At 40.1% G+C, this 15,885-nt stretch carries 15 protein-coding genes; 11 read left to right on the top strand and 4 right to left on the bottom strand.

Annotated elements, in window-relative coordinates; all coding sequences use genetic code 11:
- Positions 1–7 precede the first annotated feature (7 nt).
- The 6 genes from ACYH0O_RS15415 to ACYH0O_RS15390 all read left to right on the top strand — a co-directional run bounded on the left by ACYH0O_RS15415 (position 8) and on the right by ACYH0O_RS15390 (position 5,961).
- Complete coding sequence (locus ACYH0O_RS15415; protein WP_482629427.1) at positions 8–484, top strand: cell wall elongation regulator TseB-like domain-containing protein; 477 nt, start codon at positions 8–10, stop codon at positions 482–484.
- A 23-nt stretch (positions 485–507) separates the two neighbouring features.
- On the top strand, positions 508–1,698 hold the full coding sequence (locus ACYH0O_RS15410; RefSeq protein WP_482629426.1) for a pyridoxal phosphate-dependent aminotransferase: 1,191 nt from the start codon (positions 508–510) through the stop codon (positions 1,696–1,698).
- A 147-nt stretch (positions 1,699–1,845) separates the two neighbouring features.
- Positions 1,846–3,138, top strand: a complete 1,293-nt coding sequence (asnS, locus tag ACYH0O_RS15405; RefSeq protein WP_426890694.1) for an asparagine--tRNA ligase — start codon at positions 1,846–1,848, stop codon at positions 3,136–3,138.
- Positions 3,139–3,980: 842 nt separating this feature from the next.
- Positions 3,981–4,691: a DnaD domain-containing protein gene (locus ACYH0O_RS15400; protein WP_149156901.1), complete on the top strand. Its 711-nt coding sequence runs from the start codon at positions 3,981–3,983 to the stop codon at positions 4,689–4,691.
- A gap of 101 nt (positions 4,692–4,792) precedes the next feature.
- Entirely contained in the window at positions 4,793–5,449 is a 657-nt protein-coding gene (gene nth, locus ACYH0O_RS15395) for an endonuclease III (RefSeq protein ID WP_482629425.1), read from the top strand.
- Complete coding sequence (locus ACYH0O_RS15390; protein WP_482629424.1) at positions 5,446–5,961, top strand: YpoC family protein; 516 nt, start codon at positions 5,446–5,448, stop codon at positions 5,959–5,961. The genes nth and ACYH0O_RS15390 overlap by 4 nt, the downstream gene beginning before the upstream one ends.
- Before the next feature lie 36 nt (positions 5,962–5,997).
- On the opposite strand, the gene ACYH0O_RS15385 is transcribed toward ACYH0O_RS15390, so the two are convergent.
- Together ACYH0O_RS15385 and recU are read right to left on the bottom strand one after the other, a co-directional pair.
- Positions 5,998–8,697, bottom strand: coding sequence for a transglycosylase domain-containing protein (locus tag ACYH0O_RS15385; protein ID WP_482629423.1), 2,700 nt, complete (start codon positions 8,695–8,697; stop codon positions 5,998–6,000).
- Positions 8,698–8,800: 103 nt separating this feature from the next.
- Positions 8,801–9,409 (bottom strand): Holliday junction resolvase RecU, encoded by a 609-nt coding sequence (recU, locus tag ACYH0O_RS15380; RefSeq protein WP_482629422.1) that lies wholly within the window; start codon positions 9,407–9,409, stop codon positions 8,801–8,803.
- Positions 9,410–9,524: 115 nt separating this feature from the next.
- Between recU and ACYH0O_RS15375 the strand changes: the two genes are divergently transcribed.
- The 3 genes from ACYH0O_RS15375 (at position 9,525) to ACYH0O_RS15365 (ending at position 11,978) form a co-directional block, all read left to right on the top strand.
- Complete coding sequence (locus ACYH0O_RS15375) at positions 9,525–10,562, top strand: DUF2515 family protein (RefSeq protein WP_482629421.1); 1,038 nt, start codon at positions 9,525–9,527, stop codon at positions 10,560–10,562.
- Between the two features lie 738 nt (positions 10,563–11,300).
- The gene (locus ACYH0O_RS15370; protein WP_149156896.1) at positions 11,301–11,552 is read left to right on the top strand and encodes a hypothetical protein; all 252 of its coding nucleotides are present in this window, start codon (positions 11,301–11,303) and stop codon (positions 11,550–11,552) included.
- Positions 11,553–11,621: 69 nt separating this feature from the next.
- The gene (locus ACYH0O_RS15365; protein WP_482629420.1) at positions 11,622–11,978 is read left to right on the top strand and encodes a YppE family protein; all 357 of its coding nucleotides are present in this window, start codon (positions 11,622–11,624) and stop codon (positions 11,976–11,978) included.
- A gap of 28 nt (positions 11,979–12,006) precedes the next feature.
- Here ACYH0O_RS15365 and yppF read toward each other — a convergent pair whose 3' ends face one another.
- Positions 12,007–12,189 carry a YppF family protein gene (yppF, locus tag ACYH0O_RS15360; protein ID WP_148969432.1) on the bottom strand — a complete coding sequence of 61 codons (183 nt, stop codon included), beginning with the start codon at positions 12,187–12,189 and terminating at the stop codon, positions 12,007–12,009.
- Positions 12,190–12,390: 201 nt separating this feature from the next.
- Here yppF and ACYH0O_RS15355 point away from each other — a divergent pair, with 201 nt between their 5' ends.
- Entirely contained in the window at positions 12,391–12,882 is a 492-nt protein-coding gene (locus tag ACYH0O_RS15355) for a YppG family protein (protein ID WP_482629419.1), read from the top strand.
- A 56-nt stretch (positions 12,883–12,938) separates the two neighbouring features.
- Here the strand turns inward: ACYH0O_RS15355 and ACYH0O_RS15350 are convergent, their stop codons facing one another.
- Complete coding sequence (locus ACYH0O_RS15350) at positions 12,939–13,382, bottom strand: Hsp20/alpha crystallin family protein (protein ID WP_482629418.1); 444 nt, start codon at positions 13,380–13,382, stop codon at positions 12,939–12,941.
- Positions 13,383–13,642: 260 nt separating this feature from the next.
- Here ACYH0O_RS15350 and ACYH0O_RS15345 point away from each other — a divergent pair, with 260 nt between their 5' ends.
- Complete coding sequence (locus tag ACYH0O_RS15345; RefSeq protein WP_482632580.1) at positions 13,643–15,880, top strand: DEAD/DEAH box helicase; 2,238 nt, start codon at positions 13,643–13,645, stop codon at positions 15,878–15,880.
- Positions 15,881–15,885 lie beyond the last annotated feature (5 nt).

The following is a 15,885-nucleotide window of genomic DNA, read 5'->3' as shown; positions in this document are numbered from 1 at the left end:
GATTGTAATGAAAAAATGGATAACGATTATCGCACTATTGTTCATCTTCCTTGGGATAACGGCTTCGGTCGTACTTTATCAAGTTTCCCGAAACCCATTGGATAATCAGGCAGATAAGGCGCTAAATAGAGTGAAAGCTGAAACGGCTATTGTTGAAGTTGAAAACACAAGCTTTTACAACGGCTCTAAGTCATATGTTGTAGTGACAGGCAAGGATGATCAAAACGAGAAGCTCGTGGCTTGGGTACCCAATAAAAAAGGGAAAATAATTGAGAAAAAATGGGCAGATGGTATTTCAAAAGAACAGGCAATCAATAAACTAAATGATGAAAAGCAACCGAAAGAATTATTATCGGTCCGTTTAGGATATGAATCTGTCGGGCCTGTATGGGAAATTACCTATTTAGATCAAGAAGACAATTTAAACTATTTTTACCTGCTGTTTTCTACTGGAGAATGGTGGAGGAAAATTGAAAATTTATAATCAACTCTAGGGGGAATACTTCAATGAAATTTATGTTAGCTGACAGAGTAAGTGCTTTAACACCATCAACGACTTTGGCAATCACTGCAAAAGCAAAGGAAATGAAGTCTCAGGGTATTGATGTTATCGGTTTAGGTGCAGGTGAACCTGACTTTAATACTCCTGAACATATTATCAATGCTGCGTATGCCTCCATGACTGAAGGTCACACAAAATATACTCCATCTGGTGGTACGGCCAAATTAAAAGAAGCAATCATTCATAAGTTTGAAACAGATCAGAAACTTACGTATAAACCATCTGAGATCATCGTGACGAGTGGTGCAAAGCATGCCCTTTATACATTGTTTCAAGTTCTTTTAAACGAAAATGATGAAGTCATCATTCCTACTCCATACTGGGTCAGCTATCCTGAACAAGTGAAGCTTGCCGGAGGAACTCCCATTATCGTAGAAGGGAAAGAAGAGAATGAGTACAAAATCACTCCACAGCAGTTAAAAGAGACGATAACGCCCAAAACGAAAGCAGTCATTCTTAACACACCTAGTAACCCTACAGGCATGCTATACTCCCACGAAGAGTTACAAGCGATTGGAGAAGTATGCTTAGAGAACGATATTCTGATCGTTTCAGACGAGATTTATGAAAAGCTTGTATATGACGGGAATTCACACACGTCTATTGCTGAATTGTCTCCAGAACTTAAAGAGCAAACCATCGTGATTAACGGGGTGTCAAAATCTCATTCCATGACGGGATGGAGAATTGGATATGCGGCAGGGAACGAGACAATCATTAAAGCAATGACCAACCTTGCCAGTCATTCTACCTCTAACCCAACGACAACTTCACAATATGGGACGGTTGCTGCCTATTTAGGAGATCAACAACCTGTAGAGGAAATGAGACAGGCATTTGAAGAGCGCTTAAACATTGTCTTTGATAAATTGAACAGTATTCCAGGGTTTCATTGTTTGAAGCCTCAAGGTGCTTTTTATCTGTTCCCGAATGTGTCAGAAGCGGCCAAGAAAGCAGGCTACAACAATGTCGACGAATTTACAAAAGCTCTGTTGGAAGAGGCAAAGGTAGCGGTTATTCCTGGGTCTGGTTTCGGATCGGACAATAATATCCGTCTTTCTTATGCCACAAGTCTTGATGCACTCGAAAAAGCAATTGAGAGAATGCATGAATTTGTGGTTAGGAAGAGTAAATAATTACAAGGTTTGCAGACCGTGTTCGTTTCGGTCTGCTTTTTCCTTAAAATCATCTCGTTTTGCTCAATCTATTGCGGCGGGATAACGGTAAATGTATAATAAATAACGATACATAAGCGTCTTAAGTTTTTTTGGAGGGAAAAAATCGTGAAAACTACTATATCTCAAGTAAGTAAGTTTGTAGGAGAAGAAGTAACCATTGGTGCTTGGCTTGCCAACAAACGTTCAAGTGGAAAGATTGCCTTTCTTCAGCTTCGTGACGGAACTGGATTCATTCAAGGTGTTGTCGTAAAAAGTGAAGTGGAAGAAGAAATCTTTCAAAAAGCAAAATCATTAACTCAAGAAACATCTCTATATGTAACAGGAACGGTTTCGGAAGATTCTCGTTCACCGTTTGGATATGAACTTCAAGTGAAAACCGTTGAAGTGATTCATGAAGCAGTGGATTATCCAATTACACCGAAGGAACACGGGACAGAATTCCTGATGGATCACCGTCACCTTTGGCTTCGTTCCCGTAAACAGCATGCCGTGATGAAAGTACGTAACGAAATCATTCGTGCAACATATGAGTTCTTTAATCAAGAAGGATTCGTAAAAGTAGATCCTCCCATTCTGACTGGAAGTGCGCCGGAAGGAACGACCGAGTTATTTGCAACTAAATATTTTGAAGAAGATGCTTATCTTTCTCAGAGTGGCCAGCTGTACATGGAAGCTGCAGCCATGGCGTTAGGGAAAGTATTCTCTTTCGGACCGACTTTCAGAGCGGAGAAATCGAAAACCCGTCGTCATTTAATCGAATTCTGGATGATCGAGCCTGAAATGGCATTCTATGATTTTAAAGATAACCTGGAAGTACAGGAGCAATATGTTTCTTATATCGTTCAGTCGGTTCTGGAAAACTGCAAGCTTGAATTAGACCGATTAGGAAGAGATACATCTAAATTAGAGCAGATCAAAGCCCCTTTCCCGCGGATCACTTATGATGATGCACTTAAGTTATTGCATGAAAAAGGGTTTGATGATATCGAGTGGGGAGACGATTTCGGAGCTCCACATGAAACAGCCATAGCTGAAAGTTACGACAAGCCGGTATTTATCACGCATTACCCGACTTCGTTGAAGCCTTTCTATATGCAACCTGATCCAGACCGTGATGATGTCGTATTATGTGCCGACCTGATCGCACCAGAAGGGTATGGAGAGATTATCGGTGGCTCAGAGCGTATCCACGATGCGGAACTTATGAAACGTCGCATTGAAGAGCACGAACTTGCTACAGATGCGTACAAGTGGTACTTGGAACTAAGAGAATATGGATCTGTTCCTCATTCAGGATTCGGTCTTGGACTTGAAAGAACAGTGGCTTGGATCAGTGGAGTAGAACACGTAAGGGAAACCATCCCATTCCCGCGTCTACTAAACCGTTTGTATCCATAATACAAACATCGTACAAGGAACCGGCTGGTTTGCTTAAAAAGCAATCCGGCCGGTTCTTTTATTTTGGCTCTTTTTTGTTGAGATTGTGGCTACTTGGTAGATGAAAGTAGGAATTCATTTCTGATATAGTATGCTCACTTTCCGCGGGGATGGTGGTTGTTTACCTCCAAAGAAGTGAATTTATTATAAGTGGTAGTTTGAAAACGGGGACCGTTCCTTTTCGCTCCAGGCACTTCCTTTCCGCGGGGAGGAAGTCGAGCCTCCTCGGGCTTTGCCCTGTGGGGTCTCGACCTTTCCTCTATCTCCCGCAGGAGTCAAGTGCCTTCCGCTACAATCCACTCTGTGGACCCATATTTTTACTGCAAAAAGACGGAAAGAAAACACAAATTATTGTAGATTTATTGATTCTTTGTTTCCAAAAACAAACGATCTACAAAGTAGCATAAGAAATTGTCTTATTAGATTGTTTCTACACTTTAAAGCTCTGTCACGAAAATCTCTTAAAGATGGTGAGGGGAACTGCGTAGACTCCGGCGGATTTTGGACGTGCCGAGACCCCGGAAGCGAAGCTGAGGAGGCTCGGCCGAACGCTAGCTGCAAGCGGAGCTGTTCCCCTCACCATCCAGCACAAGCTTGTTGACAGAGCTTCTAGCAGATCGTATGTTACAAAACAATATCCTTGTGAAAACAGCATTTTTTGTACAGTTGCCCCTACTGTTCCTTAAAGGCTTGTTGGTCCTGAAAAGTCGGCTCATCTTTTCTTATTTCCATCTTTCTTCTAATTCATAACCATGTCCACATATACTGAACCATGATATACTAGTGAGTGAGGTGTGCCGAATATGGATTATAAACGTTTAATGGTGTCCTGGATCGAAGAGGGGACACTTAACATTCCGCAATTATTATTATCAAATTATAATACCCTAGGTTTAAATGAGTCAGAGTTTGTTCTGTTATTGCAAATTTACGGTCATCTGGAAAAGGGAAACTATTTCCCTACACCAGAAGAGCTTTCAGAACCTATGAGTATTTCTACTGAATACTGTTCATCTATTTTAAGAAAATTAATGCAACAACAGTTTCTATCTATCGAAGAGGGATCTTCACCTGATGGAATCCTGTTTGAAAAGTATTCTCTAAATCCTTTATGGGAAAAAATGGCTGAGTTCGTAATACAGGACTCTAAAATGAAGCAGATGGAAAAATCCATGGAAGAAGAAGCGGATATTTACACGACTTTCGAACAGGAATTTGGTCGACCGCTTTCTCCGTTAGAATGTGAAAGCCTGGCCATGTGGTTGGATCAGGATGATCATAATGCTATTATTATTAAAGCAGCATTAAGAGAAGCTGTCATATCCGGCAAGCTGAATTTTAGGTATATCGATCGAATTCTATTTGAATGGAAGAAAAACGGTGTGAAGACCATTGAAGATGCGCGTAACCAAAGCCAGCGCTTCCGTTCTCGTCAAACCCCCGCAGCATCAAGTGATTCTGCTGCTTCTCCTAAACGAAAATCAGTACCATTTTATAATTGGCTTGAGCAATAGGACGATAAAAGGGGCTGACTCTCAAATGCTTGAGAGTTGGTCTATTTTTATTTTGGATAAACTTTGTTGATTTATAAGACAAGATGGAGGTATTAGGATACATGCTAAATAAAAAACAAATACAAATTTGCTTAGATGAAATGAGAGAGATGTTTCCAGACGCTCACTGTGAGCTGCGTCATGAAAATCCTTTTGAGCTTGTCATTGCGGTCCTTCTATCGGCTCAATGTACTGACGCCCTCGTAAATAAAGTCACTAAAGGCTTATTTGAAAAATATAAGCAACCTGAAGATTATCTGAATGTTTCATTGGAAGAACTTCAACAGGATATACGCTCCATCGGGTTATACAGAAACAAAGCCAAAAATATTCGTAAACTATGTGAGATCATCCTGACAGAACATGGAGGAAATGTTCCTGAAAGTCATGAAGAATTAGTGAAGCTGCCTGGCGTAGGAAGGAAAACAGCAAATGTAGTAGTATCGGTTGCATTTGGAGTGCCCGCTCTTGCTGTGGATACCCATGTCGAACGTGTAAGTAAGAGATTAGGTATTTGCAGATGGAAAGATAGTGTATTAGAAGTAGAGAAAACGTTAATGAAAAAAATCCCGAAAGAAGAATGGTCTGAAACTCATCACCGGTTGATTTTCTTTGGAAGGTACCATTGTAAAGCCCAATCACCCCAATGTGATGTTTGTCCGCTGGTCGATTTATGCAGAGAAGGTCAGAAGAGACTAAAGAAAAAAGGTAAGATATGAATGAAATGACTTTGAGTATTCCATTCCAACTAATTGATCCTTTTTTCTTTCCTGAGTCAAAAGTTAGAATAGATGCTTCTCATATAATACCTTATGAGCCTTTCTTCTCTTATGAAGTTCTCTATTTCAATGAGGAGGCTCCAGGTTCGCTTCCCTGGGAAGATCATGAATTATTCATAGGTATCATACTTAAGAGCTGGAGAGAGGGGGAGGAGTGTCTTAAAACGTTATTTAAAAAACGTTCTAAGGATACATTGCCCCTAATGAAAAAGAGTATTGCGCAAGTTTATATGTTTTTATTCTGGAGTAATTCAATGCCGGTAATATTAAATTCTGACATTGCTCCCATTGATAACCTTTCCATTAAACCGGTCAACGCAGGGGAGAGAATGTCATTTATTCGAAATAATCCAACCCTTTTCCATTCATTCATACAGTTATCTCAGCTATTCGAGGAGCAACATAAACAATATGCTAAATCCCTTGTTTTAAAACGAGCTGGAGAAAGTTAAAAAGGCAACGAGAAAATGTTCTCGTTGCCTTTTACCTTATTCTTGTTCTCTTCGGGAGTCTGATTGAGTAGCAGGTGGACCATTCGTGGCACCATCTCCAGTACCTGAGCCGTCACCAGTCCCAGTGCCATCACCAGTGCCATCACCAGTGCCCTCATCTGTACCTCCGTCACCATTCCCATCGCCTTCAGGTGGAGGAGAAGTGCCATCATCGCCACCTGTGTCTTCACCATCATCACCTGAATCATCTTCATTCCCATTTCCTTGACCGTTACCATTGTTATTTCCATTATTGTTCCCATTACCATTGTTATCTTGATTTTCATCGTTATTTTCATCTTGGTTTTCTTCATCTTCACCATCAGTCGCTTTTACATCAACATTGACCGTTGCAGGATTACTGCGCTGATCTCCTGATATTGCTACAACCTCAAAGGTGAATGTTCCTTGGGATTGAATGTTTTCGACATTTAATCCTTTCTTATCAGTTGACGTTAATACTTGTTTTGCTTCACCATTTATCGAAACCGCTACTTCAAACTGAACGTCCTTCTCTTTACCATAGTCCCATGCAAGAGTGATGGTTTGATCCTTCTTATTGAATTTACCCTTCAGATTTGAAGGTGCATCAATCTTATCGAATTCTTTTGAAACCTTGGAAGGTTCCGTTCCACGGACGAATAGTTCAGTAATCACTCTGTCATCTGGAGTATATTCGCTTGGCAGTCTAGCCGGATTGCTTCCTAATTCAACCTTGGATTCAACCACGCTGTCCGGCTTATTGAAATCAGGTGTGTCAACACCTTCGTGAACATAGCTCATCAGGTCACTGACGATGTATTGGGAAACCCTTCTGTCCGTAGGGGATAGTGGTATGGAACGAGTCTTATATCCAGTCCAAACCGCCGCTGTGTAGTTTGTGGTATAGCCTACGAACCATGAATCAGGTGCGCCTGTTTTAGCAATTCCGTATTTCTCGCGTTCATCTTGTGTATAGTTCGTGGTACCTGATTTCCCGGCCATCGGTAATCCTGGTACCTTGGCATAAAGGCCGGTTCCTCTTGGATGGTCGATGACGCTCTGCAGCATATCAGAAATCATATAAGCTGTATATTCCTTCATTGCAGGCTTTGGTTTATTATCATTCTTAATCTCGGTTTCACCATCGCGTAATACCACTTTTGTAACCGTATGTGGCTTGTTGTAAATACCTTCATTACCAAATGCGGCATAAGCTCCGGCCATTTGTACGGAGTTTACTCCAGGGGACACACCGCCGATTGAAGCAGATTCATAATAATGATCGAACTTTAATCCGAGACCATTTACAAATTCCTCTGCTTTCTCTGGACCGACTTCCTGAAACGTTTTTAGGGCAGTAATATTTCGGGAATCCCAGAGACCCTCACGTATCGTAATTGGCCCTTTGAATTGACCATCATAGTTGTTGAGTTCTGTTCCATCAGAATATTTATAAGGCTCGTCATTTAATATATGATACGTCGACCATTTTAAATGCTCAATGGCAGGTGCGTAGTCTATTAATGGCTTAATCGTAGATCCAGGTTGACGTTTTGTATCGATTGCAAAGTTAAATCCACGCTGAACGTTTGGATCCTGTTCTCTTCCGCCACCAATCGCTCTGATTTCTCCCGTTTTCGTATCCATAAGGGTTACCCCGGCCTGCATTGGCTCTTCAGAATTCTCTGGATAACTGAAGCTGGTATTTTCACCTGCTAAAATTTCTTCCAAACGTTTTTGAGCATTTGGGTCAACGGTTGTATAAACCTTTAAACCATCTGAAAACAGGTTATAGTCACCCATTTTTTGTACTTCATCAATAACCGCATCTACAAACGCGGGATATTTGTTTCCGTTTTTCTTTTCGACTTCTTCAGCAGAAACCAATCCTTCAGTGATCGGGATAGCCTGTGCTTCTTTTTTTTCTTCTTCAGTGATTTTACCGTGCTGTTCCATTAAAGAAAGAACGATATTTCGTCGCTTTTCCGCCTTTTCAGGGTATTTAAAAGGGTTATAGTTGTTTGGACTTTGAGGCAGTCCCGCAATCAGGGCTGCTTCATGAAGCTCAATGTCTTTAATGTCTTTACCGTAATAATAGTCTGCAGCAGTAGCCATTCCGTTTATTCCAGCTGACATATACACTTTATTGAAATACATTTCAAAAATTTCTTCTTTTGTATATTCCTGCTCAAGCTTAAGAGCCAGCCATGCTTCTTGAGCTTTTCTTTTTAATGTTTTCTCAGGGCTTAAAAAAGAACCCTTAATCACTTGCTGGGTAATCGTCGAAGCTCCTTCTGAACCGAAACCTCCTGTCACATTGGCAATGACAGCGCCCCCTAATCGAATCAAGTCAATTCCGTTATGCTTATAGAATCGATTGTCTTCTGTGGCAAGGACCGCGTCCTGCATTATCTCTGGGATGTCATCGAAGTTTGCGTATTCCCGTTTTTCTTTCCCAACGGTCGTGATCAATTCCCCGTTCATATCATAAATTTCTGATGCAATCGGATCTTTGAGTAATTTTTCATCAAGCTTAGGTGCACTGGAAGCATAATAAGCAAATAATCCAGCACCTGCAAGCATCCCGATAATACCGATGATAAATAATGATATAATGACGCGTTTAACCATAGAGCCCTTTTTCTTGCTCTTTGTGGATTTTGACTTTTGTTGGGCCAGACGCTTTTCTTCCCTTGACTTATATTGACCAGCCATATTGTTTCCTCACTTTCAATCTTCAGTGTTTTTAGTATTGTCTAAGATTTAAAATATACTACTGATATTGAGATAAATTATAGATTAACTCATTTTTCGTAAACTAAAAATATAACTGATGTACTATTTTTAAATAATCGACCCTGGGATGTAGTCCTAAAGGAATGATGACTCCTTTTTCCTCAAGCTCTACCCGTTTGATTGATTTTCTTCCTCCATTTATCATGCGGTCCCAATAAATCCTTAGAGCTTTGTAGGGAAGTAAGAACACTTCTTCGGAAGCAGAAAACCTTACTAGTACAAAGGTAATGCCGTCTTGATTATGGACGTTTTCCATATGCTGAATTTGATGCTCGTGAAAATTTTGAAGTGGAAAGGACGTTTTATTCTTTGTTTCTTTCGCTTCAAAGTCGATATATCTTCCGTTGTACACACCATTATAATCCGTCGTGGAGGGCTGCTTAAAGTATGCTTCCTTAATGACGGCTGCACTTCTCGATGGATAATGGACATCCACTATTTGAACGGGAGTCGGTTTTTTGTGAATGACTGCTTTATGAAACGTTAAATAATATTGGTTCGTTTCGTTAATGTCTTCTTCAAGGGTCATACCTCTGTTGCTATAGGATAGTTGTTTCGGTTTTCCCTTCTCTTTTTTTGAGGGTAATGACGCTTCCACATATTTCTTACCATTGGGATAATGGAATTTCATGGTAATTCACCTCGCAGACTAATCTATATCATAACAGATACCACTCCAATTTGTGTGAATAATTGTTTACAAATCTCCTCAATCTATGCCTAAAGGAGGGAGGGGGATAATAAGGATGGACGAAATGAGCAATACTTATCGCTTTTTACCCTATATACCTGAACCTAAACGTATAAATGAGTGGATTCATCAAATCAACCATCTAGTGAATCTGCATAATCAAGATAATATATCAAGAACGATGGCTTATCAAAAATTCTTCCTTCTTCATCCTGAAATAAAATGGTCTTTCCTGGCTTCGATGGTATCAAGAAATGCCGGCTGGAATATGACCGACCTTAAAGGTGATATCTTCACGCGCCTATTACATCCGGCTATTCGTGATGATCTATTTATGACATATGAAAGAGCGAACTGGAGCATTTTTCAGGATGCCTTTTCTCAACTCCTTCTCTATCATTATTCGACGAGGTATAAGAAGAAAATGTTTCATTTGTTTAAAGAATTTCATATTTCAAGCTTCATGGAAGAGGAGTGGAATCGTTACTGGGTGGAGAGAGATGATCGCAGGTTAGTCCATTCTCTTATAATAAATGAGCAACACCTCATTCAAGAACCAGTCATTGAACATGAGGTATATAAGAAGAGGGTGTTTGGTTCATCTCTATTCTTCATAGAAGATCATCTTCATTTCAGTTCCGTTCTGTTTCCGACATTAATGGGGGAACTTTTAGGTGCGAGTGTTCATGGCTTCAGAAAAATTGAAAACAGAATCCTTTTAGGAAATCGATTATTTTCGATTTTATTTCAACCTGATTATCATTCCTCCATTTTGAACTTTGCTTTACAAGTAGAACATACAGGATCCAGAATGGACTACGAGCAGTTCTGTAAAGGAGTCCCCCATACGAGTACACCTATGCTTCATCAAGCTTATGACGATGTTCCACATCATTGGAGGTCTCATACGGACTGGTCGAATAAAAAGAAAATTAGTAAGGATTGGTACAAAGAGCAGGAACTTTTCCGTGGAATCGAATTAACAGAATGGTTTTTTCATAAGCAAAGGCAGCTAGAGAAGATGGCGAATGTAAAAGAGGCGATAAAAAAGATCTGGAAGAGGGATAGGAGGAAGAAAAGACCAACACTTTAAATAGTGTTGGTCTCTTCTTCATGCTTGTCGGACCTTAACGAGCCGCCTCCGCTTTCTTATTAGTCCAGCTACAAGGCTTAGAGGCTCGAGGTCATAAGTCAAGAACACCAAAAAGGCAAAGGGCGCCTTTCCGGTGTTCTCGCCTTATGCTTGTCGCCTCTGGGCAAAGCCCTTCCGCTTTCTTATTAGTCCAGCTACAGGGCTTAGAGGCTCGAGGTCATAAGTCAAGAACACCAAAAAGGCAAAGGGCGCCTTTCCGGTGTTCTCGCCTTATGCTTGTCGCCTCTGGGCAAAGCCCTTCCGCTTTCTTACTAGTCCAGCTCCGGCGGCTAGACCCTCGAGGTCATAAGTCAAACCACCCAAAAAGGCAAAGAGCGCCTTTCCGGGTGGTTCGCCTTATGCTTGTCGGGTCTGTACGAGCCGCCTCCACTTTCTTATGTCGCTGGACGGTTTTCGCCTTCTAGTTTAGGGTTGCCTTTTGAGGCTTTGGTCTGGGCTGAATTTGTAGTTTGCTGTTTGTTTTGATTGTTTTTCTGATTTTTCATTGGGTAACACCTCCACCTATATTATTTTCTAGTTTCCACTCCTTTTATTCAGTAAGTGTCGAAACACAATTAACGGAATGTCCTTTTAACACTTTCTTTGGCGAAACGCTTCTAGTTTTGTCAGGGGGGAAGGGAACGAGTTATAAAGAGAGAATTACAGTATTAATCCAAAAAAAAGGTGGGAGGATTCACAATGCTTCCAAAACAAGATATTATGTTGAAATTAGCTGAAATTGAAGAAAGTTTGAATCAATTAGAACAAAGTCTGCATGATCGAATCTCAGTTGAAGAGCAAGAAGGAATGAATTCGTTAACGAACCAGATACAGAAAATCGACAGTAAATTGAGCTCAGTGGAGAGAAAAGCGGAATCTAAAACCGTTCTTTTGAAAAATAAAAAGTCCTTTGTCTTACAAAAACTTGAATTATCCTATAAGACGTCTTAAACTTAATTTATAAGAAAGTAGCGTTCTGCTACTTTTTATTTTTGTCTACATTTTTACGGAGGGCTTTTTTTGAAAGAGTTGATGCAAGTAACAGGGGAACTCATCGTCCTTGTTGAGCAAATGTTGAAGGAATATAAAGGTAGACGTGAGTCAGGTGAAAAAGGAGACTTTTACACCGAAGTGAAACCTTTTGCCGATAAAGTAAAAGCGGAGAATGATGTTTGGAAAGAATTGTCCTTAATTTGGATCAAGGAACAAAGGCCAAAACACCTTCACTTCCCTCAAATTTTAAACACGTTCGATAATATTGAAATGCTATCGGTTCACTGTTTCTTTCCAGAGTCCAGTTACAACCGGTTTATCAGTCATTATCAATCTGTCTCATATGTACTGCAAACCCAGTTGGATGAATTGAATGAAAAATAAGAGGCTGCCGATCGGCAGCCTCTTTACATTATGGAGTTGAAATTGCTTTTTCTTCTATTGTATTGATTTGCTTCGACAGCTCTTTATAATGATGCAATGAAATCTCATTAGAAATATAAAGTTTTTTGGCCATTGTAAGAAGTTCTTGTTGATCCGTTGCTTGATAATGTTTACTACTTTCGTATCTCTTCAGCAGTTCACTCAGGTTCATCTTGATTCCTCCCAATACTTATATTTCATTGTGTAGCATCTACATTTATCGTATCATAGAATACCCTTTCTTTAAGTTGTAAGAATAGTGTAACTTCCGACATTCTTCTTGTAGTTGTCGAAATATCTTTATGGGTTCTTTCACCAATTATCCAGTTAAAACATAAAGTATAGTAACCATTATAAAGTAAGGGGGCTAAGTATGAATTCTTTACTTCATTCGAGACAGATGCGTAACTATCATCCAAATTATCATTCGCAAACAACGTATATGGGACCAGTGATGAACTATCAAGGACAGGGTATGAGACCTCCAGAATATGGATATTTCCAACCTAATTATTATCCTCAACCAGAAGCCCAATTTCCTTCACCGGGATTTCAAATGAACCAATATCAACAGATGAACCAGCAGCAAATGAATCCTTATTTTGAAAATCCTCTACAGCAGAAAGAATACAATCCATACCAAATGAAAGCAATGGAGCAACAGGCTTATGCTAATCCATATCCGAAAGCCTCGTTCATGGCTAAACCTCAGTCTGGAGGAGTAAGTTCGATCATGAATTCATTCAAGTCACAGGATGGGTCTTTAGATTTTAATAAAATGATGAATACTACAGGACAAATGATGGGGGCAATTAATCAAGTTTCCTCTTTGGTAAAAGGCTTGGGTGGGATATTTAGTCTATAGAGTAACAAAAAGGGGCTGCGACTCGGCAGCCCCTATTTTAAATGGTAATAGGAAACTTATTCTATAGGTATTCGTTTACCGGATACTTTGTCTACCCTTACAGTCAGCAATCCGTCTTTATGAGAAGCTTTCACATTCTTTTCATTAACCACCCTTGGAAATGGAATGGTCCTGCTGCTTTTTTTCATGGATTGCTTTCTTCTTATCATTTGATTTTGATCATTTTCCTCGGAGAACTCTTCTTTATTGGTTACTGAAATCGTAATGTACTGAGGGAATACATCAAGTTGAATCTGCTCTTTCTTAATACCTGGGAGTTGTGCAGTCACGAGATAATAATTGTCTGTTTCAGTTAATTCAACCGGGAAAGAACCAAATGGGTTAGATGATGATGTGAAAAATTCATCAATGCTTTGAAGCATTCCTTTCATAGGTCTTTCATGAAAAAACTCGTTCATGGAATGCATCAGATCACCAAAACCTTTTTTCTCGTTCGACATGGGTGTGCTCCTTTCACGCAAAAGTATTCATACTAGTGTATGAATGCTTGCTGAATATGTGCATTTGTCCTATACATCCATATAAACCGGTTCATGAACAAGTGCAAAGAATCCCAGCCTTCCCCATTTAGGCTCCTTTCATTCAAATTAGATAATTGAGGAAAAGATATCCTGGTTTTTTTTCTTTAGTTTCGAACATAGATTCGGTAAAATGAGTAGAAGAGGTGATACCTGTGTTTAAGAAAAACAATCTTCAACAGTTGATTGAACATTTTAAAAAAGACGATGATTTTAATAAACAGATTGTTCACTGGCATACCATAGATGAAAAAACTGCTCAATTGGTAGATCTGCCACTGGAGATAAATGAAAAAATAAAAAATGCGCTGCAAAAAAGAGGCATCGAAAAGCTTTATACCCATCAACATTCCGCTTTTAAGCTTGCAATGGAAGGAAAGAGCTTTACCGCGGTAACTCCTACAGCCTCGGGAAAGACTCTTTGTTATAATCTTCCCGTATTACAAACGATCATGGACAACCCGGATGCACGGGCGTTATATATTTTTCCAACTAAAGCTCTCGCACAAGATCAGAAAAGTGAGTTGAACGAAATCATCTCAGAAGCAGAAGCTTCTATTAATAGCTATACATATGATGGAGATACTTCCGCCAATATCCGGCAAAAAGTAAGGAAAGCTGGGCATATCGTCATAACGAATCCTGATATGCTCCACTCAGCCATCCTTCCTCACCATACAAAGTGGGTGTCTCTTTTTGAGAATCTTAAATACGTAATAATTGATGAACTTCATATATATAGGGGAGTTTTTGGTTCCCATGTAAGCAATGTGGTCAGGAGATTGAAAAGAATTTGCGAGTTTTATGGAGCTTCTCCCATTTTCATCTGTACATCGGCAACCATTGCAAACCCGAAAGAACTGGCAGAGCATTTAACAGGTAATGAAATGAATTTGATAGATAATAACGGTGCACCAAGTGCCAAAAAGCATTTCGTATTCTATAATCCCCCCATTGTAAATAAACCGTTGAACATACGCAGGAGTGCGACCCTGGAGGTCAGGAGAATTGCTGGTGAATTATTGAAGAATAAGGTGCAAACGATCATATTCGCCAGAAGCAGGGTAAGGGTGGAAATTATCCTTACCTATTTACAAGAATTAGTGAAGAGTCAATTAGGAACGAAATCAATCAGAGGATACAGGGGAGGATATCTGCCGACTCAACGCCGGGAGATTGAAAAAGGCTTGCGATCTGGTGAAATCTACGGAGTTGTCAGTACGAACGCTCTTGAATTAGGGGTAGATATCGGTCAATTACAAGTGTGCATCATGACCGGCTATCCTGGCACGATCGCAAGTGCCTGGCAGCAAGCTGGAAGAGCCGGCAGAAGACATGGGGAATCTCTTGTCATCATGGTAGCAAGCTCAAGCCCATTAGATCAGTTCATTATTGAGCATCCGGATTACTTCTTTGAGCAAACCCCAGAAACGGCGAGAATCAACCCTGACAATCTGATTATTCTTATTGATCATATTAAGTGCGCTGCCTATGAGCTCCCCTTTAAGGAAGGGGAACAATTTGGCAGGCACGACATTGATGATATTTTAGAATTTTTAGTGGAAGAACGTGTGGTGCATAAGAACGGTGAAAAATGGTATTGGATGAATGATGTGTTTCCTGCACATAACATCAGCCTTCGCTCAGCTTCCCAGGAAAATGTCATTATTATTGATCAAACCGACATCTCAGCCGTGAAAGTTATAGGGGAAATGGATCGTTTCTCAGCTATGACCTTATTGCATGATGAAGCAATTTATTTACATCAAGGAGTTCAATACCAAGTAGAGGAACTGGATTGGGAAGAAAAGAAAGCGTATGTTAGGGAAGTGGACGTGGATTATTTCACCGATGCCAATCTGGCTGTACAATTAAGAGTACTCGAAACAGACAAGATTCGCACCGGGGAAAGATATGACGTAGCTTATGGAGACGTAACTGTTCAAGCAATGGCAACAATTTTCAAGAAAATTAAATTTGATACCCACGAAAATATTGGATCTGGCCCCATCCATCTTCCTGAAGAAGAACTGCATACGAGCTCAAGCTGGATTTCATTAAGAGACGCTGCTTCTAATAGTCAGGAGCGTTTGGAAGAAGGCCTAATTGGGGCGGCACAAAGCTTGAAATCGATTATTCCTTTATTTGTGATGTGCGACCCCAGTGATATTTTTGTGGTACCACAAATAAAAGCAGCACACAATGAACAGCCTACGATCTTTATCTACGATCGATATCCTGGGGGAATCGGATTAAGTGAAAAGGTGTATGAACAGATGGAGAAAATACTCCTTGAGACATCTGCAATGATAGAGCGATGTCCGTGTAAAGCTGGTTGTCCATCATGTATTGGAACGGATCATTCACTGGACACAGCCAAAGTGGATACATTAAAGCTTCTTCATCTTTTCCTTCAATAAATGAA

This window comes from Rossellomorea sp. H136 (assembly GCF_056838065.1).
Note: the sequence above shows the minus strand (reverse complement) of the source record. Positions and strands in the feature narration are given on the sequence as shown.

Excerpts from the sequence above, each read along its gene's own strand:
- ACYH0O_RS15390 (WP_482629424.1), top strand. The coding sequence starts at position 5,446 with ATGAATGAAATGACTTTGAGTATTCCATTCCAACTAATTGATCCTTTT.
- recU (WP_482629422.1), bottom strand. The coding sequence starts at position 9,409 with ATGAAATTCCATTATCCCAATGGTAAGAAATATGTGGAAGCGTCATTA.
- ACYH0O_RS15375 (WP_482629421.1), top strand. The coding sequence starts at position 9,525 with ATGGACGAAATGAGCAATACTTATCGCTTTTTACCCTATATACCTGAA.
- ACYH0O_RS15400 (WP_149156901.1), top strand. The coding sequence starts at position 3,981 with ATGGATTATAAACGTTTAATGGTGTCCTGGATCGAAGAGGGGACACTT.
- ACYH0O_RS15385 (WP_482629423.1), bottom strand. The coding sequence starts at position 8,697 with ATGGCTGGTCAATATAAGTCAAGGGAAGAAAAGCGTCTGGCCCAACAA.
- yppF (WP_148969432.1), bottom strand. The coding sequence starts at position 12,189 with ATGAACCTGAGTGAACTGCTGAAGAGATACGAAAGTAGTAAACATTAT.
- ACYH0O_RS15370 (WP_149156896.1), top strand. The coding sequence starts at position 11,301 with ATGCTTCCAAAACAAGATATTATGTTGAAATTAGCTGAAATTGAAGAA.
- ACYH0O_RS15410 (WP_482629426.1), top strand. The coding sequence starts at position 508 with ATGAAATTTATGTTAGCTGACAGAGTAAGTGCTTTAACACCATCAACG.
- ACYH0O_RS15350 (WP_482629418.1), bottom strand. The coding sequence starts at position 13,382 with ATGTCGAACGAGAAAAAAGGTTTTGGTGATCTGATGCATTCCATGAAC.
- ACYH0O_RS15355 (WP_482629419.1), top strand. The coding sequence starts at position 12,391 with ATGAATTCTTTACTTCATTCGAGACAGATGCGTAACTATCATCCAAAT.
- nth (WP_482629425.1), top strand. The coding sequence starts at position 4,793 with ATGCTAAATAAAAAACAAATACAAATTTGCTTAGATGAAATGAGAGAG.
- ACYH0O_RS15415 (WP_482629427.1), top strand. The coding sequence starts at position 8 with ATGAAAAAATGGATAACGATTATCGCACTATTGTTCATCTTCCTTGGG.